This is a genomic window from Bacillus sp. FSL K6-0972 (genome assembly GCF_037976035.1).
Lineage (GTDB): Bacteria > Bacillota > Bacilli > Bacillales > Bacillaceae > Bacillus > Bacillus haynesii.
This window is the reverse complement of record NZ_CP150260.1, coordinates 1,057,050-1,082,391: the sequence shown is the minus strand read 5'-3', so window position 1 is coordinate 1,082,391 and position 25,342 is coordinate 1,057,050. Positions and strand designations below refer to the sequence as shown.

The window sequence follows — 25,342 nt, the reverse complement described above, 5'->3', positions numbered from 1 at the left end:
AGGATACAATGAATTTGTATCCTCTTTTTTTGCGTTCAAAATATGTAACCACTTGATTACACGGCAAAGTTCAATTATGATGTAATCAATCGGTTACATTTTAGGAGGAACTTATGTCAACACAATCTACAAGGGATCGATTAATCCAAGCGGCGCTTGCCCTTTTTAGAGAAAAAGGATATACAGCCGCATCCACCAGAGAAATTGCCCAAAAGGCAGGAGTCAATCATTTAACCCTTTTTAGACACTTCGGAAATAAACAGAATTTATTTCGGGAAAGTGTTATTCAACATGTTGCATCAGGAGATTTTATTGGAGAACTTAAAGCAATACTGACCGGCGATTTACGAAAAGACCTCTCATTCATTGCAAAAGCGTATTTAAAAGAAAACCTGGAAAAAGGTACTGTTTTTTCACTTTATTTCAATGACGCAGTACAGGATAAAGAAGTTTGCGAATTAATCATGGATATTCCCCGCCGTCTCAACCGCTTTTTAGAGGCTTATTTTGCAGAGCTCTATGCCGAAGAAAAAATTTCAGGCGGCAACTTTCAAATGTTAAGCCAAATGTTTTTCGGTTTACTGAATCAATACATTATGTTTCAACATTTGCCCGCATTCAAGGAGTCGTTCGATGATCGGATTGATGACTATGTTAAGGAGTGCGTCGATTTATTTTACACAAAACTTGAAAAGGAAGTGCCGTCTTGATTACCCTGCAACCGGTTTTACACATAACTGCAGTTTCCAAATGGGATGAAAAAATAAATCTGAAGATAAGCGGACTTCAACCGTTTGACATCATTGAAATCATCGTTACAGTGAAAGATGAAGCTGACGCAGAGTGGAGATCACACGCTGTTTTTCAAGCGAATAGATTAGGAGAAGTCGACGCTGAAACAGCAGCTCCTATAAAAGGAACCTATCAATCTAAGGATCAGATGGGGCTTTTTTGGTCAATGCAGGCTGTTGAATCTTCCTGCTCGTTTCATAAAAAATCGGTCAATCCCTCCGTTTACCGCATTGAAGTAAAGCAAAAAGAACGCATCATCTTGCGTAAAGAAATAAAACGAGTGCTGCTTTCTGAAACAGTAGAGAGACAGGAAGTAACCGAAAATGGATTGTCCGGCACTTTTTTTCGTCCGCTTGCCGTTAACCGGCCTCCCGCAATCATCGTATTAGGGGGCTCTGACGGCGGTCTTGATGAAACAATGGCAGGCATGTTAGCAAATTACGGATATGCAACATTTGCAATCCCTTATTTTCAATACAAACAGCTTCCTAAAAAACTGCTTGAAATCCCGCTTGAATATTTTCGGAAAGCGATTGATTGGCTCGGTCGCCAAGAAGGACTTCATCATCGTCAGATCGGAATATGCGGACGGTCAAAAGGCGGCGAACTGGCGCTGCTAATAGGTTCCCATTTTCCTGAAATCCGTTTTGTTGTTTCTCATGTAGGCGGCGGAGTCGTCTTTCAAGGGGTTGGATTAAAAAAACTCCGGCAGACATCTTCCTGGAGTCTTGATGGCGCACCGCTCGCCTTTGCCCCGCTGCCGCTGTTTTCGCTTTCTCAGCTGTGGAATATCATGAAACATAAGCTCACAAAAAAGCCTCATGCTTTTCTTGATCTTTACCAAAAGGCTTTACGAAAAGTGAAAGATGATCATCCTGCAATCATTAAAGCGGAAAATATTAAAGGTCCTATTCTGTTAACTTCAAGTACTGATGATTTGGTATGGCCTTCTGCCTCTATGAACGAGAAAATCGTTGAACGGCTGAAAAAGAATAGATTCCCCTATTCTGTTAAACATCTATATTTTGAAAATGCCGGCCATAATATCAGGCCTCCATACTTTCCGACATCCGGGCGAAAAAGCAGAAATATCGCCTATGGCGGAAAAACTGAAGCCGATGCCATTGCAGCTCAAACATTTTGGCAGGAACTGCTTTTGTTTTTAGAAAAAGCAACTTCTCCCGGCAACTAAAAAAACCGCCTGTCCTCAGGCGGTTTTCGCTTAGATAGCTGTCTTCGGGTTCGGCCCGTATTGATTTTCCCCTTTTTCACTGTCTTGACAATTGAGGATAATCAAAATAATCTGTCCGACAACTGGAATAAAACCGATTAAAATCCACCAGCCGCTTTTTCCGATATCATGAAGCCTCCGGACAGTGACCGCCAGCGAAGGCAACAGCAGCGCAATTGTATAAAGGTTGAGCAAAAGGGAAAATCCCGTAAAACCTTTAATAAACCCCAAGACAAAAGAAAAGATGAAATTGAACAGATAGAACATCCAATATTCTTTACGCCTTGCCCTTCCCTGAAATCCCACATAATTTTTTACCACTTTGATATACCATTCCACACAAACTGCCTCCAACACAACATAGTTCTAAAATACTATACGAAAGAATAAAAACATTTCTATTGTATCATAAAAATGGAGTGCAAGGTGAATTTTAGAAAAATAAAAAAACAGCCTCTATGCATAAGAAGCTGTTTTTCTTTGCGTATGTTTGAATTATAGCTGCTCCAGCTTTTTCTCTAAAGCTTTAATACTGTCATTCAAAGCCTCCGTCATTTTGACCAGCTTTTCTTTTGACGAATATTGAGCGAAATCTTCCTGATTGAGCGGTTCGCCGATGATCAGTTTCATTTTGCCTCTCTTGAAAAGCCCTTTTCCGTTGGAAGGACCGCTATATGCAGCCGGCACAAGCGGCGCTTTTCCCATCTGGGCGATCGTGACAGCCCCTCTTTTCAATGGAACGTCTTCAGATGATCTCGTTCCGCTTGGGAAAATGCCGACGATTTTTCCTTCTTTCAACAGCTTGATCGGGGTTTTGATGCTGCTTGGCCCGGGATTTTCCCTGTCGACGGGAAAAGCGTTGATGCTTGAAAGAAAAGAACCGCTTAATTTATTTTCAAAAAGCTCTTTTTTCGCCATGTAATGAATTTCCATAGGCAAAATGCCGACACCCAGTGCGACGACATCCACCCAACCTGCATGTGTGCACGCTATAACGAAACCTGTGTCTTTAGGAAGATTTTCTTTATTGTATACTTTAATTCCGCCGCGCAAAGAAAGAATCGCTTTTGCAGCATAACCAGTAAATTTATACATATGGCACTTCCTTTATTGATGTAGTCGAATGAGGTTTCCCTTTATTATTATAACAATTTTTTTTATTACCTGGTACTAAAAAATGATTTTTCACAAAAAAAACCGGGGAATTCCCTCCCCGGTTTTCAGACTTTTTCTTTTGTCGGCGGAGCCATGAATTCAGGCCCGATCTGTTCTGAAATCGTCTTGTCCAATATGTCGTCAATTTCTTTTTGATCACTTTCCGTCAAGCTCCAGCCGGTGATTTCGCCGACGGGACGGATCTGATCAGGGCGTCTGGCCCCCCATAAAGCAATGCTTGCGCCAGGCTGATCAAGCACCCATCTTGCTGCCAGATGGAGAACAGATTTGCCGAAGCGCTCGTTTGCAAACTCATCAAGCTTCCTGACGGCCTCAAGGTATTCTTTAAATCGCGGCTTTTGAAACTTAGGGTCCCGCTTTCGAAGGTCGTCTCCTTTGAAAGTGTAGTCCTCATCCATTTTTCCTGACAGCAGCCCCCTGCACAAGCTTCCGTATAAGAGCGTTGACAGCCCTTGATCCTTCGCATACGGAAGAATGTCTTGTTCGATTTCCCTTTCAAACATGTTGTACGGCGGCTGTACGGTATGAAGCGGGGCCATGGCTCTGAATGTGTCCATCTGCTCCGGGGAATAATTGCTGACGCCGACCGCTCTGATTTTCCCTGCATCATACAAATCTTTCATCGCTTCCGCCGTTTCTTCGATCAGGACGAGCGGATCGGGCCAATGCACTTGATACAGATCGATGTAATCCGTATCGAGCCTTTTCAGCGAATCATCAACTTCCTTAATGATCCGCTCCCTTGATCCGTCGCGGTAAAGCTGTTCATGTTTCCAATCAAGCCCTGTTTTTGTCGCGAGAATGACTCGGTCGCGTTCTCCGTATTGCTGTATGGCCTTGCCGACGATTTCTTCCGACTGTCCGAAACCGTATGCCGGAGCGGTATCAATCAGGTTAATTCCTTGATCAAGCGCGGCATGAATCGTTTGAATCGCTTCTGTTTCATCGCTTCCTCCCCACATGAAGCCTCCGATAGCCCATGTTCCGAGACCGATGCGCGACGATTCGATCGATGTACCGGATATTTTAGTGTATTCCATGGCTCTCTCCCTCCTGTTGTATATCTGATATCACGTTTTCCCTGAAGCCCCTGTAAAAAAACGTGTTTTATCACCTTAAGACATGGGACGCTCCATATGCCTATTGCATACGATGATGTTAATCAAGCTAATGAAGGGATCTAAAGACATATGCATCCATATCAATTTCCTTATCACCTTCCTTCGCCTTACAGCACCGGCTGGTTTGAGGGATCAGGGTATGCAGGCGCTTTTCGAACACCCGGCAGCGAAGAACGCATCGTGTTAAGAGATTATGGACAAAAGCCGTTTGCCGCGAACATCAATGAAGCGGCAAAGCAGAACAAAACGTTTCGGACCGCTTTATGGACAGGAAGGCATTTGCAAGTTACCCTGATGAGCCTCAAACCCGGCGAAGACATCGGATTGGAAATGCACCCTCACGTCGATCAATTCCTTCGTGTTGAACAAGGCAGGGGAATTGTTCAGATGGGGCCGAGCAAACATCATTTGCAATTTAAAAGAAATGTATATGATGATACCGCTATTGTCGTCCCTGCCGGAACATGGCACAATCTCACCAATACAGGCCATGCTCCACTGAAACTCTATTCGATCTATGCTCCGCCCAACCATCCTTTCGGCACCGTCCATCGAACGAAAGCCGATGCGCTGGCTTCGGAAGGACACCGCGGTCATGACCATTACTTTTGACAGAAGATGAAAACAGCTTATCCGCACTTCTTCACCCTCAGAAAAATAAGCCTTTTAGCATATAATAAAGATCTCATATGCTAAAAGGCTTATTTTGTTGCTATGTTTTATATTTCGACCGCTTTACATCATGAAGATTAGTTTTTTTGAACGTGTTCAGTTATTATATAGGATAGATGATTTTTAAAGGTAAGAAATTGGAGGAAAAATGAGCCGTGGGCATATTTAGTGCAACTTCAAACCTTTCTTATGCGTTTATAACATAGAGGGGAGAAAAGGCAGTGACTATCGACGAAATTTACCAAATGTATATGAATGATGTTTACAGGTTCCTGCTCTCCATGACGAAAGATAAACATCTAGCAGAGGATTTGCTTCAGGAAACCTTTATGAGAGCTTACATACACATCCATTCTTACGACCACAGCAAGGTGAAGCCATGGCTTTTTCAAGTGGCGCGCAATGCGTTTATCGACTATGTCAGAAAGCATAAAAAAGAAGTGACGATTTCTGACGACATGATCGGAAACCTGTTTCAAAACGCGGTGCAAAGCCCTGCTCACCAGGTCGAAATCAAGGAAGTGTTAACCTTATACATGAACCAGCTCCCCGATAACTACCGGGAAGCGCTTACGCTGTACTATTTAAAAGAATTGAACTACAAGGAAGCGTCAAGCTTGATGAATATCTCAGAGGCTAATTTTAAAAGTGTTTTATTTCGTGCCAGACAGCGGCTGAAAGCACTTTACAACAGAGGTGTTAACGATGAATGAAGATTTTAAAAAACGTTGGGAAAAATATAAAAACGGTGAACTTTCCGAATCGGAAATGCTCCGGGTCGAAGAAGAGCTTGAACAGCTTGAAGAATACCAGGACATGCTGGAACAAGAAATGAAAGACGAAGACTGGGATTTGGCGATCAGCCCTGAAAAGCAAAAAGCGATTTTAAGATACGGAAAAAATAAATCATATATGCGGATTTCCACCCTTGCCGTTATTTCTACGCTTATTATTCTGCCGCTTTGCACACTCGGCAGCTATCTATACTACGGCTTGGGCGGGCATGAAAGCAAAGGAAATGAACTGGTGCAAACCGCTTCAATGACAGTTGCCGTCACAAACCCGAATATTCAAGTCGATACCGAAGCACTTGTCAACAAAGTAAAACTCTTTGGCATCCAAACCCAATTCCCGTTAAAGAAGCAAATTGGAAACGTCACAAAAGTAGTTGGAAATGAAGAGGTGGAAATGTTCTTCGATCAGCTGAAGTCTCCGCAGATTCATCAATACAATCAAGAGCTGTCAAAAGAAGAACGGCATTTTGTCTACCCTGACGGCATCAAAGAAAAATCAGTGTCCAAAGCCGAGTCGATTTTAAAACAGCTGCCTGACGGAACCGTAACTGAAGCTTTCCTTTCCTTTGAAAGAGCATATCCGACGAAGGAGCTGTATGATCAATTAAAAGGCTATGACATTCGCGTTCTGTGGAATGCGATTGAGACAGAGGACGATTTAAAAGACCATCCATACGCAGAGCCGATCGGTTTTCCTGGAAAAGATTCAAACCGGATTTTTGAAATTCAGCACCCTGCCAAAAACGATGACGAGCAGTTTAAAACGGCGCTTTCCTATATGATCAAGCACAATAAATGGGCTGAAACCATTTCAGGCAGGAAAGACCTGAAGCTTTCCAAACGGCTTGACTATGTGGAAAAGAACGGTGTGAACGTGTATGGAGCAGTCATTACCGGACCGTCAAAAGAGGTTGAACGGCTGATCAAAAAAGGGCCTGTCAAAGCAGCTAAAGTAGGTGAGGTGGAATTATGGAACTGGTAAGAATCTTTAAGGAGCACAACGTATTTGGATGGGTGTCTGTCGGGACGGCCATTCTATCCCTGTTCGTCTTAAACTTGGCTATTTTAAGTGACACGATCGCATATTCGTATAAGATGCTTCCTTTTGCAATGGCCGCTGTTCCGCTCGGAATTATCGAGCTCTTCATAAAAAAAGGACGGACCGGGCTCGGATTTCTCGGCGTTGTCCTGAACATCTTCATTCTGGTTTGCGTATGGACCATCGTCTCCATCGATACGAATCTGCAGCTCGGCTTTTAATAAAACCCCCCGGTTATACCGGGGGTTTTTTCATTTCAGAGCCTTGCGAAATAGGTAGCTTGCTTTTTGATACCCCATTTTATCTTCATAAAAACGGTGGGCGTCGGTGCGCTGCAAGCCTGATGATAAAGCGACTGAACCCAATCCGTTCTGTTTGGCCCACTCTTCAACAGCGCCTAAAAGTTTCTTTCCATAGCCTTTTGAACGGTGTTTTTCACACGTCACCAGGTCTGCTACCCAAACATGACGGGCTTGGTTCAAAGAGACCCTCGGCAAAAAGCCGGCCAAAGCCACCGGAGTATCACCGTCATACAGCGCAAATAACGTATAGCTTTCAGTCTCCCGCGCTTCTTCGACAAGCTTCAAAAAAGACGTTTCATCCAAATGGGGGCGGAGCTGTCTCATAATTGGATAGACTTCCTTAAGCTCTGTTTCAGAATGCAATTCCCTACAATCAAGCAACATCGTCATTCCCTTCTGTTGGTTATGGAACAACTTTAACCCAGCAACTGACCTTTTTAAAATAGCCAGTTTTGATAAAATAAAACATACCAGATGAGTTGAAAGGGATGATCGAATGGATATAACCCCTTTTTTAAACCGCAGCGGCAGCGAGCCGCTTTATCAGCAGCTGTACGCGTTTTTCAAACGCAGCATTCATTCGGGGCACATAAAGCCTGGAACAAAGCTTCCCTCCAAACGAATGCTTTCCAAACATTTAAATATCAGCCTGACTACCGTTGAACACGCGTATGAACAGCTGGCTGCAGAAGGATATTTGCTCAGCAAGCCTAGAAAGGGCTGGTATGCGGCTGAAGCGGAAGGAGACTTTACACAGACTGCACCTCCTCCCCCTGCCGAAAAAGAAATGGAAGAACATGAGACGGCGGCGCACATGATCGATTTTCACCACGGCCATGTAGACCTCGCGTCATTTCCTGTTTCCCTATGGAAAAAAACGCTCGCCAAAACCTTTGAATCAGGGCACGGGCTTTTTCAAAGCGGCCCCCCGGCCGGAGACCTTCCGCTGCGGAAAATGATTGCGGTTTACCTCAGAGAATCGCGCGGCGTGGTCTGTTCACCTGAGCAAATCATCATCGGAGCCGGCACACCGGTTTTGCTGCAGTTGCTGTGCCATCTGTTTCCTAAAGGCACAACTGTCGGATTTGAAAATCCGGGATTTCATCGATCGAAAACGGTCCTGAAAACCGGCGGCTTCAATGTGGTGCCAATAGCAGTCGACGAGAGCGGAATTTCCGTGCAAGACCTTGAACAATATCAGCCGCAGCTCGCATACACTACCCCGTCCCATCAGTTTCCGCTCGGAATGATCATGCCGATCGGCCGCAGGCTGCAGTTGCTTGACTGGGCAGCATCGACCGGAGCTCATATCATTGAAGACGATTATGACGGGGAATTCCGCTATGCGGGACAGCCGGTTCCTTCCCTTCAAGGGCTTGACCGGAACCACCGGGTCATCTATTTAGGGACTTTTTCAAAATCGCTGATTCCCTCCCTCAGGATCAGCTATATGGTTCTCCCCTTTCCGCTCGTCAAAAAGGGGCTCAACAAGGCATCCTTATTTAAACAAACGGTTTCCCGTCATGTACAGCATGCCATTGCTCGTTTTATGAAAAACGGGGATTATCAAAGGCACTTGAACCGAATGAGAACACTCTACCGCAAAAAGCGAAAAACGCTCCTTGATGCCATCAAGCACGAATTTGGCGATCATGCCGCAGTCAGAGGAGAGAACGCCGGTCTTCACATCATCCTTGAGGTGAAAGGCGCCCCGAGCGAAGAGTGGCTGACCCAAAAAGCGCTGGAAAAAGGGGTCAAAGTATACCCAGCCTCTGTCTCGTATGTGACTCCCCCTGAAACACACGCGGTCCTCCTCGGGTTTGGCGGACTTTCGGAAAAAAGCATCGCAGACGGCATCAAAAAGCTGAAGACTGCATGGTTTAACGGCCGACAGTCTCGGGAATGACCCTGCACAATCGGGCACGGAAAGTCGGATGCGGAGATTCTGCTCCTGCTATTCTTGTAAACATAGGAGGTCATCAAATGGATTTGCTGAAGAACATGAATCAAGCCATGACGTATATTGAAGAACACCTGACAGACAGTATTGACTTTCAAACGGTTGCGAAGCTTTCTTACTGCTCTGAATATCATTTTAAAAGGATGTTTTCTTTTCTTGCCGGGGTTTCGCTGTCCGAATACATCCGCCGCAGGCGGCTTACCCTTGCAGCGTTTGAGCTGAAGAACACGAATCAAAAAGTGATTGATATCGCGGTGAAATACGGCTATCACTCGCCGGATGCTTTTACGCGCGCATTTCAAAAGCTGCACGGCATCACGCCGACAGAGGCCAGACACGATATCAGCACACTGAAAGCATATCCTCCGATGACCTTCCAGCTTACAATTAAAGGAGGAAACGAAATGAATTACCGAATTGTAGAAAAGAAGGCCTTTCGGATTGCCGGAATCAAAAAAAGGGTTCCTGTCGTCTTTCACGGAATCAATCCGGAAATCGCCTCGATGTGGAAAGCTTTAAGCAGTGAAAACATCGATGAATTAAAGGAACTGTCAAATGTGGAGCCGCTTGGACTGATCCAAGCATCAACGAACTTTTCCGAAGGCCGGATGGAAGAGCAGGGAGAGCTTGACCATTATATCGGGGCAGCGACAACGAAGGAATGCCCGGACCGATATGAACAGCTTGAAGTTCCCGCCTCGACATGGGCTGTATTTGAAGCGGCCGGTCCGTTTCCGGACACCCTTCAAAATGTCTGGGGACGCATTTATGCTGAATGGTTCCCGTCTTCACATTACGAGCAAACGAAAGGGCCGGAAATCCTCTGGAATCAGGATCAAGATATCAGCTCCCCAACGTTTAAAAGCGAAATATGGATACCTGTCCAAAAAAGAACCGCATATAAAGACTAAAGAAAGAACGGGAGGTTTAACCCTCCCGTTCAATTTTTTATCCGGCTGCTACATCCGACGGTTCAACATGCGCTTTTAAAAAGGCGATAAATTGGTCAATTGTATCAACCGTCGTGTAAGGCGAGACACTGTAGAATTTCTGGACATAAAGCGGCACGGGCAAACGGCTGTCAGCAGGATAAACGTATGTTTGCTTTTTCGTGCTGCCGAAATAGGTGTGAGTGCGGTACCTTCCCAATGTTTCGGCGATTTTTTCATTGAATTTGTTAATATTCCGCACTTCTTCCTCCGTGATGGCGCCGCTTATTTCTTCGTGATAGCGAACATTTCCCGGATAGAAGCGGAATGTCGTCACAGGTGATACATCATTGGTGACGGCTGCATTCGGAAAAGCCTGCAGCAGTTTTTTTCGAAACGCCAGGTTAACCCTGATGTAATTGGCCAAGATCTCCTGGTAGCCTTCGATTCCGAATGCGAGCAGAGAAGCATAAATCGGTATGCTGCTTCCCATTCGCGAACACTCTAGCGTATAGCTCGTATGATAGCTGCCAAACCCTCTGTTACCGACATAAGGCGTCTCATCCGGATCCAAATCAACGGCTTTCAATGCCTCACGGTTTTTCACCAAGAAAAGGCTTGTGATATACGGCGTTTGTCCGAGTTTATGAAAATCAAAGACCAAGCTGTCCGCCAGGTGCAAATGCTGAAAATGTTTTTTGTAGCGGGCAAGCGTCTCAAGCACATGATCTTCAAGATGAAGCGGATTTCCGGAGAAATCGTATTCGTTAAAAAAGCTGTACATCCCGCCCATCGCCGTATCGGCATGAATATAGACAGGAGGCAAACCGTATGCGTCCTCTATTTCTTCAGTCACTTTCTTGATTCCCGCCAAATCATCGATGCCAAATGAGTCGGTTGTGCCGAGCGTTGCCAAAACATAAATCGGATGTCCGCCTTTTTCAATCACGGCTTGCATTTTTTCCCGCAAATCGGCCAGATCCATCGAATGATCGTGATTCGTCTTGACCTTGATCAAATGGTCCGTCCCGATTCCGGAAGCTTCCATCGATTTGTAAAGGCTGAAATGCGAAAGCTCTGAACAGAACGCGTATAGGTGATGCGGCGTTCCTTGCTGATTCGCTTCAGGGTACGCGCTTGCGATCGCCAGCCTGAGCGACTGAAAAACGGCTCCCTGCCCGCCCCATGTGGTAAAACCGCCGCTCTTTTGTCTGTCATAGCCGACAATGTCTGAAAGCATCGCCGTAATCTGCACTTCTGTTCTGGCTGCAGCCGTGCCGTCGACATCCCATAAATTGTTTCCGTTTAAAAGAACCATTAAAAGATTCCCGGCGATGCTGGCGTTGTTCGGCAGAGGCGTCGCGTTGGCCACATAATGCCTGTTTAAAAAGCGGTGGCCGTCAAGCAATTTCAATAGCTCTTCAACGCTTTTTTCCGCGCCGAAGCCTTTTTCCGGCAAGACGGCATCTTCAATGACGCTTTGATAGTAGTCAGATGAAACTTCAGATTCGCGGCCAAGCGTCATCCGGCCGGGATCCTTCAGCCTGTCCATTCCGGCCAATACCGCTTCGAGCAATGCCAGCAGCTGATACCGAGCCTCGTGATTGCCATCCTCGCTCGGAAACATCTGTTGAAAGTCTAACACCATATTCACCCATCTCCTGATCTTTTAAAATGAAAACACTCCGATTAAATTTAAAAAGACAAGTACAATCGCGAGCGGAACAAGGAAACGGAGAAGATAAAACCACACGATAAAAAAGCCTTTCCCCGATTTTGATCCGCTTTTCATCTCTTCATATAGATCGTGTTTGGACAATTTCAGCGGAATAAAAATGGAAATAAAGAGCGCGCCAAGCGGCATCAAAATATTGCTGACGACATAATCCGCCGCATCAAAAAACGTCTTCTTAAAAATGAACGGCTCATCGAGCACCCCGTAAGACAAGCAGGAAGGAATGCCGACGGCAAAAATCAAAAGGCCGATCGCCCACGTCCATTTTCCCCTTTTCGTTTGGTCGCCTTTTGTGATAGCCGCAACAATGATCTCGATCATCGAAAAAGCCGAAGTCAGCGCGGCAAATAAAAAGGCAGTCAAAAATCCGATAAAAAACAGCATCCCGAATGGAAGCCGGTCAAAAACTGCTGGCAGAACCGCAAATAATAAAGTCGGCCCCTGATCGGGCTGAATGCCGAATGAAAAAACGGCCGGAAAAATCGCCAGGCCGGCAAGCAGCGTGACGGTAAGATTCATGATCACTATCGACAGCGCCGACTTCGGAAGGTTTTGTGACTTTGACAAATAAGAGCTGTACGTCACCATCACAGATACGCCCAGCGTCAGCGTAAAGAAAGCTTGACCGAGCGCAAAAAGAATCGCCTGCGGCGTCAGGCTGCCAAAATCGGGCACAAGCAGAAAACGCACGCCGTCGATCGCATGCTCAAGCGTCAGAGCCCTTAAAACGAGCGCAATAAATAAAATAAATAATAGCGGCATCATAATCGAACTGACGCGCTCGATTCCTTTTTGCACACCTTTCGCCACGACGAGGATCGTCATGATGATAAATGCAAGCTGTGCTGCAAGTGTCTGCAGCGGATCTTGGATGATCGAACCGAATAGCTCCCCGTATCCGGCCTGCGTAAGCCCCGACAATGAACCGGTTACTGCTTTGATGATATAAAGCAAAATCCAGCCGCCGATCACACTGTAAAACGACAGGACAAGGAAGCAGGCGGCGATTCCGATCCAGCCTGTGATCATCCAAGGCGTCCCTGGCGCTATTTTTTGATAGGTGCCGATAGCGTCCGATTGGCTTTTTCGGCCTAATATAAATTCCCCCAAAAGCAAGGGATACCCCAGCAGTATCGTAAATAGGACAAACACAAGGAAAAATGCGCCTCCCCCGCTCGTTCCCGCCACATAGGGAAACTTCCAAATCGCTCCCAGACCGATGGCGGATCCCGCGGCGGCGAGAACAAATCCAAGTTTGGATGCCCACTTTGCTGTCATTCTGCGGTCGCTCATTCATACACATCCTTTCTCTTTCTGTTTCTATTATCTCTTACAGGGCAGCTTTTTTGAAAGTGATCTTTCAAATTCTTATTTTTCCGAAAAAATAAACAGAAAAAACCGGCTGCCTTACAATAGGCAGCCGGTTGAGATTATGATTATGTCGTCACATATCTTCCGCCGTTGATGTGGATCGTCTGTCCTGTCATATAAGAGGAATCGTCTGAAGCGAGCAGAACATACACTGCAGCGTGTTCTGAAGGCTGTCCGGGCCTTCCCATCGGCGTATCTGTACCGTGTTTTTCCGTTTTTTCCGGCGAAAAAGTAGCCGGAATGAGCGGCGTCCAAATGGGCCCCGGCGCTACCGCGTTGACGCGTATTCCTTTTTTGACAAGGGATGCAGCCATCGAACGGGTAAACGCGACAATCGCACCCTTTGTGCTCGAATAGTCAATCAGCGCCGGGCTGCCCTCATACGCCGTGATCGATGCAGTATTGATGATCGCGCTGCCTTCCTCTAAATGCGGGAGGGCGGCTTTTGTCATGTGAAACATGGAGAAAATATTCGTTCTGAACGTTTGTTCAAGCTGTTCGGTCGAAATATCTTCGAGCCCTTTTTGTGGATGCTGTTCGGCAGCATTGTTCACGAGTATGTCAAGCCCGCCAAAGTGATTCACCGCTTTTTCGACAGATGTTTTGCAATGCGCTTCATCACCGACATCTCCGGAAATCAAGAGGCATTCTGCACCTTCTTGCTCGATCCGTTCTTTCGTTTCCTCGGCATCCTTGTGTTCGTCCAAGTACATGACGGCAATGTTGGCACCTTCTTTGGCATACGCAATGGCGGCCGCCCTGCCGATTCCGCTGTCTCCTCCGGTAATAATGGCGGTTTTTCCTTTTAATTTGCCGCTTCCTTTGTAGTCGCGGTCTTCCGAGAGCGGAAGGGGCACCATCTTGTGCTCAACCCCGGGTTGTTTTTCTTGTTTTTGCGCTTTCTGTCCATCCGTCTGTCTGTTTGCCGGATTCATTCGTCTCACCTCTTCACCATTGTTTAGTGCTCAGTTACCACGATTCCGGCATCCTTAAACGCAAGAACTCAGCGAGACAGGTTTACTGGTCAGACAGAGGTACGCGGATGAGCCGGTCGTCTGTCTGTTTTTTTTCGCCTCTTCCGTCGCCATTGTTCGTAATGAAATACAGATCATCGCCGATTACTTTCACATCCCTGATTCTGCCGTATCCGCCAAGCCATTTTTCCGCTTTGGCTTCCGCCGGATCGACTCGGAAAACGCCCTCTCCCCGCAGGCCGGCCATATAGAGGACGTCCCCTTTCTGCACTAAACCGGATGGCGCCCACGTTTTTTCTCCCGAATGTATGAGCGGCGCTTTCATTCCCTGCTTCTCATCGCTTCCTTCAATCACCGGCCAGCCATAATTGGCTCCGGGTTCTATTTTGTTCACTTCATCATGTCCAGACTGCCCGTGTTCGGAGCTATAAAGCTGCCGGCCGAGCCATGCGAGGCCTTGCGGATTCCGGTGCCCGAAACTGTATACATAAGACGAGCTAAAAGGCTGATCAGCCGGTATCGTACCATCAAGCTCCATTCTTAAGATCACACCCGCCATCTTTTCAGGCTGCTGGGCCCATTCCCTTTCCCCCGCATCACCTGTCGTGATGTACAGCTTTTGATCGGGTCCGATCGCCATCCGGCCGCCGTTATGAATCACGCCTCCAGGCAAATCGGCAAGCAGCTCCTCCGTTTCCGTCCAAGTGAGGCGGTCAAGCGTCAATTTGATGATCCGGTTTTTCAGATGGTCCCCGTCTTTGTATGTATGGTAAACGTATGCCTCCTGATTATTTTTGAAATCCGGATGGAGTACAAATCCGAGAAGCCCGCCTTCCCCTTCTTGATGAACGGGCCTTTTCAACTGAAGCTGCATGCGCTCCTTTTTGCCATCAGCAATGGACACGATTCCCCCGTTTCTTTCGGTAATGTAAAAAATCTCACCAGTGTGAGCGATCGTCCAAGGCACATCAAGGCGGTCTGCGATGACTTCGGCGCCGCTTCCGCCTTCTTTCGCGGTCGTCGCTTCATATTCAGCATCAAAGTCCCGGCCTTCCGTGCATGCACCTAGAAAAAACAGCATGATCAACATCAGCAAAACTTTTTTCATCGTCTCCTCCTTAAAGGACTTTCTTGATGAATACTTCAAGAACACCGGCATGATTCCCTACTAAACATTCAAAAAATCCTATTAAAAAACACGCGCTTCGATGAGAAGGCGTGTGTCCGCATTACTGAGAAACCAATTCTCCGACGTATTTAGCCGAAGGCCTGAAAATCATGTTGTTGTCAGCCTGCTCCAGGACATGGGCGCACCAGCCGACCATTCTCGCTGCCGAAAAAGTAGGGGTAAACAAAGCGGCATCAAAATCGATCGCCTTCATGACAGCGGCTGCGTAAAATTCGACATTCGTATAAAGCTTGCGTCCCGGCTTGTATTCTTCCAAAAGGCGGATCGCCGTATTTTCAACATGAAGAGCAAGGTCGATATCCCGGTCGCCCCCGGCAATTTCCTCAGCTTTTACCCTTAAAGCCTTCGCTCTCGGATCATGCGTTTTATAGACGCGGTGTCCAAATCCCATCAGTCTCTCGCCTTTTTCAAGCTTTTCTCTTATATAGCTTTCAGCGTGCTGTTTTTCCCCGATGCCTTCCAGCATATCCGTCACCGCAGACGGCGCTCCGCCGTGCAAAGGTCCTTTCATCGTGCCAAGTGCAGATGTGACGGCAGAAACAAGATCGGATTCCGTAGACACCGTAACCCTTGCAGAAAAGGTTGAAGCGTTCATGCCGTGTTCCATCGCAAGAATCATGTACGTTTCGAGCGCTTTTTTCTGAGCTTCTGTCGGACGCTTCCCTTTCAGCATGTAAAAATAATGTTCCACAAAGCCAAGCTCATCCAGCGGCTGAACAGGCTCTTCTCCGTCAGTCAGCCTCTTTCTGAACGCGATAATCGACGGGGCCGCTGCAATCAGCCTGAGGGCCTGCTCCATTGTCGGCTTGAACGCAAACGATTTGTCCCCGAATGAAGAGACGGCCGTGCGCAGAACCGCCATATCGTCTAATTCGGCCGGAAGACTGCGGATCAATTGCTCGCATGCTTCTGGAAGCACACGGAATGAAGCGAGCATCTCATAAAATCGGCTGAGTTCCGCTTCTGTCGGAAATGCCCCGTTGAGAATCAGGTAAGCGACTTCTTCAAATGTGGATGTAAGCGCCAGTTCATCAGCATTGTACCCTCTGTAGATCAGCTTTCCTTCTTCGCCGTCAATGCGGCTGATGGCTGTTTCAACACAAGTAATCCCTTTCAACCCATGATAAACCAAATCAATTCCTCCTTTTTCCTTTGTAAATATCATTATAGTTGATATAATATTTAAAAAATATTGAATTATATTGATGTCTTTGATTAACAAAATTAATCAGGAGGACTGCAATGGATTTTAAATGGCTTCATACCTTTGTTACTGCCGCAAAATACGAAAATTTCAGAAAGACGGCGGAAACCTTATTTATTTCTCAGCCGACCGTCACCGTCCAAATTAAACTGCTTGAAGAAGAACTCGGGTGCCAGCTGTTCACCCGCAAAGGAAGAAGCATTCATTTAACGAAAGAAGGCCGGGCTTACCTTCCTTTCGCCCTTCGCCTGTTGGAAGACTATGAATCGAGCATGGCAGAGCTTCACAGAATCAGACAAGGCTATTCGCAGACATTGAATCTAGCGGTTTCACCGCTTATCGCCGATACGATTCTCCCATTCGTATTAAAAAAATACACAGCGCTTCATCCGAATTCGGAGATCAAAGTAAAGATCGCCGAATCAGCTGAAATCGCTCCCCTGATTTCAGCTGGCCATGCAGATATCGGATTAAGCTGCTTAAACGTGCAATCGTCAAACCTGAACTGTTATTCGATGTACAGCGATCCCGTCATTTTGGTTGCCCCTCATGACGGCCGCGATTCAGAACAAGCGCCGCCGCTCGATGTCGAAGATTTGCTTGAAGAATATTTGCTGTTGACCCACAATCACCCCGAGTACTGGGACGACCTCGTCAGGCAGCTGAGGATCAAATTTCCGTTTGTCAGAACGATGCTCGTAAGCCAGACGCATATTACGAAACGATTTATTGCAGAAGGACTCGGTATATCATTTTTGCCGCTGTCGACCGTGCGCCGCGAGCTGATGGAAGGAAGATTAATAGAGGTGCCGTGCGATTTCATGAAGCTTCCCGTTGCAGGGGGATATGCGATCAGTCTGAAAGATAATGAGAAGGTCGAGCACTTTTTGGCGTTTTTAGCCGAGTTTCGTTTCTAAACGGAAAAAACCCGTTCATCATGATGAACGGGCTTGTCCCTGCAACATTAGAAGCGTTTTGCTCCAAGATAGCGCGGCTTCCAATAGCTGTTTGTCATATCGCTGATCGTTACACCGTCAGAACCGGCATGAACGAATTGATTGTTTCCGATGTAAACCCCCATATGTGAAGGTCCCGGCTGATATGTCGTGAAGAATACGAAATCGCCTACTGCCGGACTTGATACGCTCTTCATCGAATTCCAGTATCCGACTGTATTCGTTCTCGCCACATTTGTCTGTTTGTTGAGGATGTACCAGACAAACCCGCTGCAGTCAAATCCTGATGTAGATGTTCCGCCCCATTTATAAGGCGTTCCGATAAGGGCTTTTGCATCCGAAACAAGTTTTGATGTATTAAGCGCTGAAGAGGTTTGCGCAGGTGCCTTGCTTGTTTTGCTTGTCCCGCTTGATGCAGAAGGCTTGGTTGTTGATGCTGCTTTTACGCTTTTCGTCCCTTTAACTTTTAATACTTGCCCGATCCGGATTAAATCTGTTTTTAAACCGTTCAGAGATTTCAGTTCATTGACAGTCATGCCGTATGTCCGTGAAATTTTCCAAAGGCTGTCTCCTTTGACCACTTTGTGCGTAGCTGATGAAGCTTGCGATGCTTTTGCAGACGAAGAACTGCTGCTTCCATTGATCGATAGCCTTTGTCCTATGTAAATGATATCGGAGTTCAGCTTATTTTCCTGTTTAATCTTGCTGACAGATGTGCCGTACTTCTTCGAAAATCCCCATAACGTATCCCCTTTTTTCACCGTTATGGTTTGCGCGGAAGCGGCTCCCGCAAACAAAGTCGATCCTAAAACAACCGCTGATGCTGCTGTAATTACTTGTTTTTTCATGTTGTCCTCCCACTAGCAGAATTCTTTATATTTTTAAAGGCAAAAATTAGCAGTTTCATTATTTTTGAGAATGGCTGCTTCAGCCTTCCTCTGCTTCTATTATAAGGAGGGAATTCCATCAGGTATAGTCTTGACTTACTAAGTCAAATTCCTTAATTATTCGTTTTTAAAAAAAGTTTTTAAGGGTAGATAATATTTCATTTACATTTCAAAGGTAACTTAAATACTACATTTTCGCACTTTCCGGCAGCTAAAATTACAATATTACAAAGTGCATTAAATACTTTATTTTACATTTTTATAATTAACTCGTAAAACTGGACAAACGTTCTTTCATTTGGCATTTCCTTTTGAAGGGATGAACGTCGTTGCGCTTTAAAATAAAAAAGGCTGCCCGTATGCAGCCTGAAACTGTTTATAAATATCTGCGGTGGACAGCCTTTCCATCATAGGAAAACATGACGGGCTTATCTTCGAGCACGGTTTCGACATGCACGCTTCTTCCCCATAGCTGGTGGAGGTAAGGCAGAACTTTTTCAAGATACTTTAAATCGAGTTCGATCCCTTCATACCAATGCTTGATGTATAATTCATTGTTCTTTAAGTAATCTCCGTTTTCAACTGTCAAATAAGGAAACCCTCCGTTGACTCTCATGCTGACAAGCTGATCGCGCACAGCTTCCCAATCCTTGTCGACGATTTTATAATCCCTTCCCTGTTTTTGAAACAAGTAGAGATCTTCCCGCATCACGAGATCTTTCGTTAAATAGTTCCTGATAAATGAAATGTCTGATTCGATCTCCCTGACTTCAAATATTTTTTCTCTCCCCGAGTTCGGCTCTACACCCATCTTCTTCATATCTTCTGTCGGATTGTTGTAGCGCTCCTCTATGTCCTCAAATATTTTCAATCCGAGATAATAAGGATTGATGCCCGTTTTGGACGGCTGAACCACTCCCGCGTTCAGCTTGGCGAATTCGATTGCTTCACTTGATGTCAGATCAAGCTCGCGGATGATTCGCTGATGCCAGTAGGACGCCCAGCCTTCATTCATGATTTTCGTTTCAAGCTGCGGCCAGAAATACAGCATTTCCTCTCTCATCATCGTTAAGATGTCGCGCTGCCAAGGCTCCAGCTCCCGCGAATGCTCTTCAATGAATAGCAGAATGTCTTTTTCCGGCTTCGGCGGAAACTTTTTTTTCGTCTTTTTCTTCTTCTCTTTCGATCCTTTGTGATCCATTTCCCAGAGGTCGTCATAAGGAGTAGCCAGTGCGCCGGTTTCTTCTCCCTCTTCATCATCTATGCTCCACGACAGCTTCGGCCTCACGAGCGAAGGGTCAATGTGTTCTTCAATCGCCAGCACCGCATCGAGAAATGCCTCGACTTCTTTTGAACCGTGGACCGTCTCATAATGTTTAATCCGCTCTGCAGTCGCCGACATGCTTTCAACCATATCGCGCTTCGTATTTTGAAAACGGCAGTTATTTTTAAAGAAATCACAATGAGCAAGGACATGTGCGACAATCAGCTTATTTTGAATCAATGAATTGCTGTCCAGCAAAAACGCATAACACGGATCTGAATTAATGACAAGCTCATATATTTTGCTCAAGCCAAAGTCATAGTGAAGCTTCATTTTGTGAAATTGCTTGCCAAAACTCCAATGGCTGTATCTTGTCGGCATCCCGTATGCACCGAATGTATAAATAATTTCAGCAGGACAAATCTCATATCTCATCGGGTAAAAATCAAGGCCGAATCCTTCCGCGATCTCCGTAATTTCTTCTATCGCCCGCTGCAGCTCTTTTTGCTCCCGTATGCTCAATACTCAAATCCCCCCCGGTTGGACTTCTCTTTATTGTATGAGCCGGGTTTTGAAAAGATGAAAGGCAGCTGTCGGTTTGACAGCTGCCTTCTTTTGTTAGTTCGCTATTTGCATGTCAAGGGATGAAGCAAAGCTCTCATAGCGGATGTTTTCCGTCGAAACGCCAAGATTTTGCAATCCTTCAATCACGCTTTTCATAAATGAAAGCGGACCGCATACATAAAATTCGCCGTTTGGATCTTTCACGACCGATTTCAACAGCTCTTCATTCACCCGGCCTTTTACAGTATGATCTTCCGTCGCTTCAGCACCCCTGCTGTAGACAAACAGGAGACGGTTCGCCGGATTGGCGCCGAGCAGCTTCTCCGTTTCTGCCTTGAAAGCGTGATGCCGTTCAGTTTTCGCAGCATGCACGAATGTGATCTCGCGGCTGCTTTCTTTGTGAGCCAACGTTTGCACCATGCTCATAACAGGCGTGATGCCTGATCCGGCGCTGATGAAATAAACCGGATGATCCGTTCCTTCGGAAAGTGTGAAATCTCCGGCAGGAGCGCTCACTTCCAAGCTGCCGCCGATTTCCATATTTTCATGCAGATAGCTTGATACCCTTCCGATCGGTTGGCCTTCCTCCGCTTCTAATTTAACTGAAATGCGGTAGTAGTCTTTATTCCAGGCATCTGACAAGCTGTACTGTCTTGTTAAGAAATACGGTTCGCCTGGAATTTTAATGCGGACAGATACGTACTGTCCGGGGCTGAAAGCGGGCAAATCCGTTCCATCGGCAGCCTTCAAATAAAAGGAAGTAATCGTATCGGATTCGACCCGCTTATCCATGATGACAAACGGTTTAAATCCTTCCCAGTTTCCATCCTGCTTTTTGTCTTCTTCATACATTTGTTTTTCTACTTCAATAAATACGCGGGCGATCTCTTCATAGGCTTCTGCCCATGCCTGGAGAATGTCCTCTGTCGCAGCTTCGCCGAGCACGATTTCAATGGCTTCCAAAAGGTGCTGACCGACAATAGGATAGTGCTCTGGTTTCACATGCAAACTTTTGTGTTTATGTCCGATTTGTTTGACAACCGGCAGCAGGTCTCCGAGCCGGTCGATGTTCTCAGCCGCCTGCAACACAGTAAAAGCCAAAGCTTTCGGCTGTCCGCCGGTTTGCTGGCGAGACATGTTGAAGATGTTTTTCAATTCAGGATGCGCATTAAACATCCGCTTGTAAAAACAAGTGGTGATCTCTGTTCCCTTTTCTTTTAAAACAGGGGCGGTCGATTTGACAATTTGCATGGTTTTTTCAGATAGCATAACGCTTGCTCCTCTCCAGTCGCTTTAAAAATGTATTTGAAATACATCTTTAAAGGTGCAATAAGATCTTTTTTAAAATGGGACTGATACTTTTGATTAAAGATGTATTTAGGATACATCTTTATACTAGACTTTTAATGGAATTAAAGCAATATTTTCAAGGAATGTTTTATATTTTTGTAACAATTTCCGTTCCACCCTCATAATTGAAAGCAAATGTGATAAGATAATGGAAACTTGTTTGATTGAGGTCATGCGATGAAATTAACAAATTATACGGATTACTCATTGAGAGTACTGATTTTTCTAGCAACCAAAAACTCAAACGAGCTTGTCAATATAAAAGACATCGCCGATTCTTATTCCATATCAAAAAACCACCTTATGAAGGTGATTTACGAGCTTGGCAAGCTTGGCTACGTTGAAACGATACGGGGCCGCAACGGCGGGATTCGTCTCGGAAAAGCGCCTGAACAGATTAATATCGGTGAAGTCATAAGACATACAGAAGATGATTTTAACATTGTCGAGTGTTTTAGCGGAGAAAAAAACAACTGTATACTTTCTCCGGTCTGCGGATTAAAGCATGTTTTAAACAAAGCCCTATCCGCCTATTTGGACGTATTGGATCAATACACTCTGCAAGATATTATCGTTAATCAGGACCATATACGTAAATTATTGAGTTAACGAAGGAAACGGTTTCCTTCGTTTTTTTTTGCTATAAGGGAAAAATATTGACGTTGATAATCGCATTGGTCACCGGGTGAAAATACACTTCGGCGTGCGCTGAAAATGATTTGCCTTCCTGATTGACGGTTACCCTGAAGACATCCTTTGTCTCTTCATCATTGACTTGTGTGCGCCCTAAATATTCATAATCCTCGAGCTTTGCGCCATCGTATTTTTCTTCAAGCGCGCTCCAGGCGATTCTTTCCCACCGTTCAGGTGCATCGGAAACACCTGCTTGAAAGTGACTTTTCGCCGGGAATGATAAAAGCGTTAGTATACAAAAAAAGTACGTGCAATATCGTTTTTTCATTTCCATTCGCTCCGCATGTATTGTACATACGTTAGCTTGACCGTAAACGGCGAATGTCATGCAGACATTTTTCGCGGTCTGCGTATACCATCCTCATATTTCTAGGCCGCCAAACAAGGGAGACCAAGTTTTCCCCGGAGAAAAAAACACCCCGCCACATAAAATAATCATGACTCCTCAGAAAGAAGGGAGAGTGGCGAAATTGAATTACGCTGATTATGACAAAGCTTTGTACTATACGCACCGCTCGCAGTGGGACAACCTGCTGATTCTGATGGTGCGGACAGAAGACGATTTATTATCAAAGCGGATCGAACATTTTTTGCACGCCTACAATTTTGAAAGAGATGACGCCATTGTCGAAAAAAGGCTTTATGATCTGCTGCAGTATATTGATCACGCCTCATTTTCCGGACATGAACACGAAAACGGCGTGCTTGTCTTTACGTAAAATAAAATAAGCCTGGCGCTCTTTCGGCGTCAGGCTTTTTGAAATTCGGCAAAGAGCAGAAGCTCTTCCATTACATTTTTGATATTGGCTTTGGCTGCTTCAGTAACCGTTTGGTGTTCTTCATCAATATGAATCGGATCGAGCACAAGCTGCTTTGTGATGACGTTCGCATAAACTCCGCGTGCGACAATGCGCATATTGGCGAGCGCGTTCATCCCGCCTTTGCCGCCTCCTGCACAAGCAAAAAGCGCCACCGGTTTGCCCGAGAACTGCTCATTGCTTAAAAAATCGAGCGCATTTTTCAAAGCACCGCTCATACCGCTGTGGTATTCGGGAGATAATAAAACGACAGCATCTGCCTCTTTAACCGAAGCTTTCAGTTTTCGGACATTTTCCAGAGAGCTTTGCTCTTCATCTCCGTTGAAAATCGGAAGGATAAACTCGCTTAGATCGATAAGCTCCGCCTGATAGGTGCGGGCGATATAGGAAGCGGCAATCCGCGTTCTGCCTTGTTTTCTCGCGGTTCCGCTGATTACGGTTATTTTCATTTGATCATCTCCCGTCATTTTGTTGTAGTCCGTGTTTTACTGCAAAGAGCGCGGCTTGCGTGCGATCGGATAAGCCAAGCTTTGACAGCAGATTGGATACATGGGTTTTTACCGTTTTTTCGCTGATAAATAAAGATGCGGCAATTTCCTTGTTGCTTTTCCCTTTTGTAATTTCCAATAAAACATCTTTTTCTCTATTTGTCAATTGATGTATTTTTTCTTTCTCATCAGCCTGTGACACATGGTGAAAGATGTGGGACATGATGTTCGGATCCAATGAGTATCTGCCGCCATAAACAGCACGAATCGTCTCGACAAGTTCATCAGGCTCGGCATCTTTCAGCTGATAGGCACAGGCTCCCGCCTGGATGGCAGGGATCACATAGCTTTCGTCCGCATAGCTTGTCAGCGCTATGACTTTGACAGACGGATATTCCTTTTTTATTCGCTTTGTCGCCTCAATTCCGTCCATTTCAGGCATTGATAAATCCATTAATACGATGTCTGCCTCCCGTTTTCGCAAGACATCGAGCGCCTCGATTCCTGTCGAAGCCTCTCCGACAACGTCAAAATCACTTTTTGTTTTGAAAAAAAACAAGAGGCCTTTTCTGACAATATGATGATCATCGGCAATGATGATTTTCACCTTTTCCATCCTGCCTCCCCCTTCTCCTTCAAAGGCAAAACCGCCCGGATTTTCGTCCCCTTACCGATTGCGGAGGTGATTAAGAGCGTGCCGCCCGCTTTTTCCGTCCGCTCCTTCATTCCTTTCAGCCCAAGCGTCGGAATGCCCGCATCAGGATCGTACTGAAACCCTTTGCCGTCATCTTCGATTTCCAAGACGGCAGACGACTGGAATACATCGATTTTCACTTGGATGCGGCTTGCACCGGCATGCTTTTTGCAATTGTTTAGGGCTTCCTGGCTCAGCCGCCACATCAATTCCTCAACAGAAGGTGGCAGACGGAGCACACCGCTGAGCTTGAAGATCACTTGAAGGCCGAGCACTTCCGCATATTTTTCAAGAGCCGCAGCCAATCCTTCTTCCAAGCCCTGGGGCCTGAGCTGCCAAATTAACGCCCGCATCTCAAGAAGCGCTTCATGAGAAAGATTTTGCATAAACTCGAGCATTTCCCTGATTTCAGGCTGGTCTGTCATTTCACCCGCCGCTTTAGCGGTCAAGCTGAGCGAAAAAAGCATTTGATTGACGGAATCATGCAAGTCCTGAGCCAATCTGTTTCTTTCGGTCAGCAGCATGTGTTTTTGCTGTTGTTCAGCAAGCCTCATCCGTTTGATCGCCATCCCGATTTGCAGAGCAACAGCTTCGAGGAGCGCCAGTTCTCCGCGGCTGAAATGAATTTTGCCCGGAGCCGCAACGTTCAGCAAACCGAACCGTTTCTTTTGGTCGCTGAGCGGGACTGTTGCATGATGGGTGATGCCTTCCGGATCACCAGTTTTCTGTTTCATGGCCGTCGTAATCCGCCGGCAGTGGATGATATTTTTCGCCCTGTCCAGCTTTTCGTCCCTGTATTGTTCAAGACAGTAGCAGCTTCCTTCGCATAATAAACGGTTGTGCCGGTAAGCAAGGGCCTGAGGCAGACGGACCGAAGCGGCCAGTTCAAAGCTTCCCTTTTCATCGATCAGAAAAAGCCACGCCGTTTTCAGTCCCGTTAAGCGGAGCAGCTTCTGTAAAACAGCATGAAGCGTTTCCTTTAGATGGTTCCCTTCGTTTAACGTTTCCGCTATTTCTTTGAGCGTTTTCAATTTTTCAAACTGCGTGTCTTCCCGCAAAAGCTTCATCCCCTTAAACCGGAGTTTCTTTTATTATACCGATATTTGATAAAAAAAAGCCCGCCCTCATGAGATGAACTT

Annotated in this window: 27 protein-coding genes; 11 read left to right on the top strand and 16 right to left on the bottom strand. The window is 45.9% G+C overall.

Annotation, left to right across the window (positions count from 1 at the left end; translation table 11 throughout):
- Positions 1-113: 113 nt before the first annotated feature.
- Both MKX80_RS05455 and MKX80_RS05450 read left to right on the top strand, forming a co-directional pair.
- Positions 114-710, top strand: a complete 597-nt coding sequence (locus MKX80_RS05455; RefSeq protein WP_268342886.1) for a TetR/AcrR family transcriptional regulator — start codon at positions 114-116, stop codon at positions 708-710.
- Positions 707-1,984, top strand: coding sequence for an acyl-CoA thioester hydrolase/BAAT C-terminal domain-containing protein (locus MKX80_RS05450; protein WP_268342887.1), 1,278 nt, complete (start codon positions 707-709; stop codon positions 1,982-1,984). The genes MKX80_RS05455 and MKX80_RS05450 overlap by 4 nt, the downstream gene beginning before the upstream one ends.
- Positions 1,985-2,014: 30 nt before the next feature.
- Here the strand turns inward: MKX80_RS05450 and MKX80_RS05445 are convergent, their stop codons facing one another.
- From MKX80_RS05445 to MKX80_RS05435, 3 genes are all read right to left on the bottom strand, one after another.
- Complete coding sequence (locus MKX80_RS05445) at positions 2,015-2,362, bottom strand: DUF805 domain-containing protein (protein ID WP_182070946.1); 348 nt, start codon at positions 2,360-2,362, stop codon at positions 2,015-2,017.
- A 156-nt stretch (positions 2,363-2,518) separates the two neighbouring features.
- Positions 2,519-3,118 carry a lysophospholipid acyltransferase family protein gene (locus MKX80_RS05440; RefSeq protein ID WP_154996564.1) on the bottom strand — a complete coding sequence of 200 codons (600 nt, stop codon included), beginning with the start codon at positions 3,116-3,118 and terminating at the stop codon, positions 2,519-2,521.
- Positions 3,119-3,243: 125 nt separating this feature from the next.
- Positions 3,244-4,239 (bottom strand): aldo/keto reductase, encoded by a 996-nt coding sequence (locus MKX80_RS05435; RefSeq protein ID WP_268342888.1) that lies wholly within the window; start codon positions 4,237-4,239, stop codon positions 3,244-3,246.
- A gap of 150 nt (positions 4,240-4,389) precedes the next feature.
- On the opposite strand from MKX80_RS05435, the gene MKX80_RS05430 reads away from it, so the two are divergent.
- The 4 genes from MKX80_RS05430 to MKX80_RS05415 all read left to right on the top strand — a co-directional run bounded on the left by MKX80_RS05430 (position 4,390) and on the right by MKX80_RS05415 (position 7,046).
- Positions 4,390-4,932 carry a cupin domain-containing protein gene (locus MKX80_RS05430; RefSeq protein ID WP_182070949.1) on the top strand — a complete coding sequence of 181 codons (543 nt, stop codon included), beginning with the start codon at positions 4,390-4,392 and terminating at the stop codon, positions 4,930-4,932.
- A gap of 281 nt (positions 4,933-5,213) precedes the next feature.
- A complete protein-coding gene (gene sigM / locus MKX80_RS05425; protein ID WP_011197692.1) occupies positions 5,214-5,705 on the top strand; it encodes an RNA polymerase sigma factor SigM in 492 nt (163 codons plus the stop codon).
- Positions 5,698-6,768 carry an anti-sigma factor gene (locus tag MKX80_RS05420; protein ID WP_154996558.1) on the top strand — a complete coding sequence of 357 codons (1,071 nt, stop codon included), beginning with the start codon at positions 5,698-5,700 and terminating at the stop codon, positions 6,766-6,768. The genes sigM and MKX80_RS05420 overlap by 8 nt, the downstream gene beginning before the upstream one ends.
- A complete protein-coding gene (locus MKX80_RS05415) occupies positions 6,756-7,046 on the top strand; it encodes a hypothetical protein (protein WP_003180123.1) in 291 nt (96 codons plus the stop codon). The genes MKX80_RS05420 and MKX80_RS05415 overlap by 13 nt, the downstream gene beginning before the upstream one ends.
- Before the next feature lie 30 nt (positions 7,047-7,076).
- Here the strand turns inward: MKX80_RS05415 and MKX80_RS05410 are convergent, their stop codons facing one another.
- Positions 7,077-7,511: a GNAT family N-acetyltransferase gene (locus MKX80_RS05410; protein ID WP_234112792.1), complete on the bottom strand. Its 435-nt coding sequence runs from the start codon at positions 7,509-7,511 to the stop codon at positions 7,077-7,079.
- A 112-nt stretch (positions 7,512-7,623) separates the two neighbouring features.
- On the opposite strand from MKX80_RS05410, the gene MKX80_RS05405 reads away from it, so the two are divergent.
- Together MKX80_RS05405 and MKX80_RS05400 are read left to right on the top strand one after the other, a co-directional pair.
- Positions 7,624-9,033 carry a PLP-dependent aminotransferase family protein gene (locus MKX80_RS05405; RefSeq protein ID WP_234112791.1) on the top strand — a complete coding sequence of 470 codons (1,410 nt, stop codon included), beginning with the start codon at positions 7,624-7,626 and terminating at the stop codon, positions 9,031-9,033.
- Positions 9,034-9,110: 77 nt separating this feature from the next.
- The gene (locus MKX80_RS05400) at positions 9,111-9,998 is read left to right on the top strand and encodes an AraC family transcriptional regulator (protein ID WP_234112790.1); all 888 of its coding nucleotides are present in this window, start codon (positions 9,111-9,113) and stop codon (positions 9,996-9,998) included.
- 37 nt (positions 9,999-10,035) lie between these two features.
- On the opposite strand, the gene MKX80_RS05395 is transcribed toward MKX80_RS05400, so the two are convergent.
- The 5 genes from MKX80_RS05395 to MKX80_RS05375 all read right to left on the bottom strand — a co-directional run bounded on the left by MKX80_RS05395 (position 10,036) and on the right by MKX80_RS05375 (position 16,417).
- A complete protein-coding gene (locus MKX80_RS05395; protein ID WP_182070953.1) occupies positions 10,036-11,664 on the bottom strand; it encodes a pyridoxal-dependent decarboxylase in 1,629 nt (542 codons plus the stop codon).
- Positions 11,665-11,685: 21 nt separating this feature from the next.
- Entirely contained in the window at positions 11,686-13,044 is a 1,359-nt protein-coding gene (locus MKX80_RS05390; protein ID WP_154996548.1) for a sodium-dependent transporter, read from the bottom strand.
- A gap of 143 nt (positions 13,045-13,187) precedes the next feature.
- Entirely contained in the window at positions 13,188-14,057 is an 870-nt protein-coding gene (locus tag MKX80_RS05385; RefSeq protein WP_154996546.1) for an SDR family oxidoreductase, read from the bottom strand.
- Between the two features lie 82 nt (positions 14,058-14,139).
- Positions 14,140-15,204 (bottom strand): PQQ-dependent sugar dehydrogenase, encoded by a 1,065-nt coding sequence (locus MKX80_RS05380; protein ID WP_234112789.1) that lies wholly within the window; start codon positions 15,202-15,204, stop codon positions 14,140-14,142.
- Between the two features lie 121 nt (positions 15,205-15,325).
- Positions 15,326-16,417, bottom strand: coding sequence for a citrate synthase/methylcitrate synthase (locus MKX80_RS05375; protein WP_268326992.1), 1,092 nt, complete (start codon positions 16,415-16,417; stop codon positions 15,326-15,328).
- A gap of 110 nt (positions 16,418-16,527) precedes the next feature.
- Here MKX80_RS05375 and MKX80_RS05370 point away from each other — a divergent pair, with 110 nt between their 5' ends.
- Complete coding sequence (locus MKX80_RS05370) at positions 16,528-17,406, top strand: LysR family transcriptional regulator (RefSeq protein WP_154996539.1); 879 nt, start codon at positions 16,528-16,530, stop codon at positions 17,404-17,406.
- 47 nt (positions 17,407-17,453) lie between these two features.
- Here the strand turns inward: MKX80_RS05370 and MKX80_RS05365 are convergent, their stop codons facing one another.
- The 3 genes from MKX80_RS05365 to hmpA form a co-directional block, all read right to left on the bottom strand.
- Complete coding sequence (locus MKX80_RS05365; protein ID WP_154996537.1) at positions 17,454-18,293, bottom strand: C40 family peptidase; 840 nt, start codon at positions 18,291-18,293, stop codon at positions 17,454-17,456.
- A 415-nt stretch (positions 18,294-18,708) separates the two neighbouring features.
- Positions 18,709-20,118: a SpoVR family protein gene (locus MKX80_RS05360; RefSeq protein WP_234112788.1), complete on the bottom strand. Its 1,410-nt coding sequence runs from the start codon at positions 20,116-20,118 to the stop codon at positions 18,709-18,711.
- Between the two features lie 96 nt (positions 20,119-20,214).
- On the bottom strand, positions 20,215-21,429 hold the full coding sequence (gene hmpA, locus MKX80_RS05355) for an NO-inducible flavohemoprotein (protein ID WP_234112787.1): 1,215 nt from the start codon (positions 21,427-21,429) through the stop codon (positions 20,215-20,217).
- Positions 21,430-21,687: 258 nt separating this feature from the next.
- Between hmpA and nsrR the strand changes: the two genes are divergently transcribed.
- Complete coding sequence (gene nsrR, locus MKX80_RS05350; RefSeq protein ID WP_154996531.1) at positions 21,688-22,119, top strand: nitric oxide-sensing transcriptional repressor NsrR; 432 nt, start codon at positions 21,688-21,690, stop codon at positions 22,117-22,119.
- A 31-nt stretch (positions 22,120-22,150) separates the two neighbouring features.
- On the opposite strand, the gene MKX80_RS05345 is transcribed toward nsrR, so the two are convergent.
- On the bottom strand, positions 22,151-22,471 hold the full coding sequence (locus tag MKX80_RS05345) for a YqzG/YhdC family protein (protein ID WP_234112786.1): 321 nt from the start codon (positions 22,469-22,471) through the stop codon (positions 22,151-22,153).
- Between the two features lie 202 nt (positions 22,472-22,673).
- Here MKX80_RS05345 and MKX80_RS05340 point away from each other — a divergent pair, with 202 nt between their 5' ends.
- The gene (locus tag MKX80_RS05340; RefSeq protein ID WP_003180102.1) at positions 22,674-22,922 is read left to right on the top strand and encodes a YhdB family protein; all 249 of its coding nucleotides are present in this window, start codon (positions 22,674-22,676) and stop codon (positions 22,920-22,922) included.
- 29 nt (positions 22,923-22,951) lie between these two features.
- Here MKX80_RS05340 and MKX80_RS05335 read toward each other — a convergent pair whose 3' ends face one another.
- Genes MKX80_RS05335 through MKX80_RS05325 form a run of 3 tightly spaced genes read right to left on the bottom strand, consistent with a single transcriptional unit; the run spans position 22,952 to position 25,261 of the window.
- On the bottom strand, positions 22,952-23,470 hold the full coding sequence (locus MKX80_RS05335) for an NADPH-dependent FMN reductase (protein ID WP_216929360.1): 519 nt from the start codon (positions 23,468-23,470) through the stop codon (positions 22,952-22,954).
- Positions 23,471-23,474: 4 nt separating this feature from the next.
- Positions 23,475-24,125: a response regulator transcription factor gene (locus tag MKX80_RS05330; protein ID WP_154996525.1), complete on the bottom strand. Its 651-nt coding sequence runs from the start codon at positions 24,123-24,125 to the stop codon at positions 23,475-23,477.
- Positions 24,113-25,261 (bottom strand): GAF domain-containing sensor histidine kinase, encoded by a 1,149-nt coding sequence (locus tag MKX80_RS05325; RefSeq protein WP_154996523.1) that lies wholly within the window; start codon positions 25,259-25,261, stop codon positions 24,113-24,115. The genes MKX80_RS05330 and MKX80_RS05325 overlap by 13 nt, the downstream gene beginning before the upstream one ends.
- Positions 25,262-25,342 lie beyond the last annotated feature (81 nt).

What these genes read in the sequence shown, in the direction of transcription:
- MKX80_RS05455 (WP_268342886.1), top strand. Translation starts at nt 114, where the DNA reads ATGTCAACACAATCTACAAGGGATCGATTAATCCAAGCGGCGCTTGCC.
- MKX80_RS05440 (WP_154996564.1), bottom strand. Translation starts at nt 3,118, where the DNA reads ATGTATAAATTTACTGGTTATGCTGCAAAAGCGATTCTTTCTTTGCGC.
- MKX80_RS05435 (WP_268342888.1), bottom strand. Translation starts at nt 4,239, where the DNA reads ATGGAATACACTAAAATATCCGGTACATCGATCGAATCGTCGCGCATC.
- MKX80_RS05430 (WP_182070949.1), top strand. Translation starts at nt 4,390, where the DNA reads ATGCATCCATATCAATTTCCTTATCACCTTCCTTCGCCTTACAGCACC.
- MKX80_RS05420 (WP_154996558.1), top strand. Translation starts at nt 5,698, where the DNA reads ATGAATGAAGATTTTAAAAAACGTTGGGAAAAATATAAAAACGGTGAA.
- MKX80_RS05415 (WP_003180123.1), top strand. Translation starts at nt 6,756, where the DNA reads ATGGAACTGGTAAGAATCTTTAAGGAGCACAACGTATTTGGATGGGTG.
- MKX80_RS05410 (WP_234112792.1), bottom strand. Translation starts at nt 7,511, where the DNA reads ATGTTGCTTGATTGTAGGGAATTGCATTCTGAAACAGAGCTTAAGGAA.
- MKX80_RS05405 (WP_234112791.1), top strand. Translation starts at nt 7,624, where the DNA reads ATGGATATAACCCCTTTTTTAAACCGCAGCGGCAGCGAGCCGCTTTAT.
- MKX80_RS05400 (WP_234112790.1), top strand. Translation starts at nt 9,111, where the DNA reads ATGGATTTGCTGAAGAACATGAATCAAGCCATGACGTATATTGAAGAA.
- MKX80_RS05395 (WP_182070953.1), bottom strand. Translation starts at nt 11,664, where the DNA reads ATGGTGTTAGACTTTCAACAGATGTTTCCGAGCGAGGATGGCAATCAC.
- MKX80_RS05390 (WP_154996548.1), bottom strand. Translation starts at nt 13,044, where the DNA reads ATGAGCGACCGCAGAATGACAGCAAAGTGGGCATCCAAACTTGGATTT.
- MKX80_RS05385 (WP_154996546.1), bottom strand. Translation starts at nt 14,057, where the DNA reads ATGAATCCGGCAAACAGACAGACGGATGGACAGAAAGCGCAAAAACAA.
- MKX80_RS05380 (WP_234112789.1), bottom strand. Translation starts at nt 15,204, where the DNA reads ATGAAAAAAGTTTTGCTGATGTTGATCATGCTGTTTTTTCTAGGTGCA.
- MKX80_RS05370 (WP_154996539.1), top strand. Translation starts at nt 16,528, where the DNA reads ATGGATTTTAAATGGCTTCATACCTTTGTTACTGCCGCAAAATACGAA.
- MKX80_RS05365 (WP_154996537.1), bottom strand. Translation starts at nt 18,293, where the DNA reads ATGAAAAAACAAGTAATTACAGCAGCATCAGCGGTTGTTTTAGGATCG.
- hmpA (WP_234112787.1), bottom strand. Translation starts at nt 21,429, where the DNA reads ATGCTATCTGAAAAAACCATGCAAATTGTCAAATCGACCGCCCCTGTT.
- nsrR (WP_154996531.1), top strand. Translation starts at nt 21,688, where the DNA reads ATGAAATTAACAAATTATACGGATTACTCATTGAGAGTACTGATTTTT.
- MKX80_RS05345 (WP_234112786.1), bottom strand. Translation starts at nt 22,471, where the DNA reads ATGAAAAAACGATATTGCACGTACTTTTTTTGTATACTAACGCTTTTA.
- MKX80_RS05335 (WP_216929360.1), bottom strand. Translation starts at nt 23,470, where the DNA reads ATGAAAATAACCGTAATCAGCGGAACCGCGAGAAAACAAGGCAGAACG.
- MKX80_RS05330 (WP_154996525.1), bottom strand. Translation starts at nt 24,125, where the DNA reads ATGGAAAAGGTGAAAATCATCATTGCCGATGATCATCATATTGTCAGA.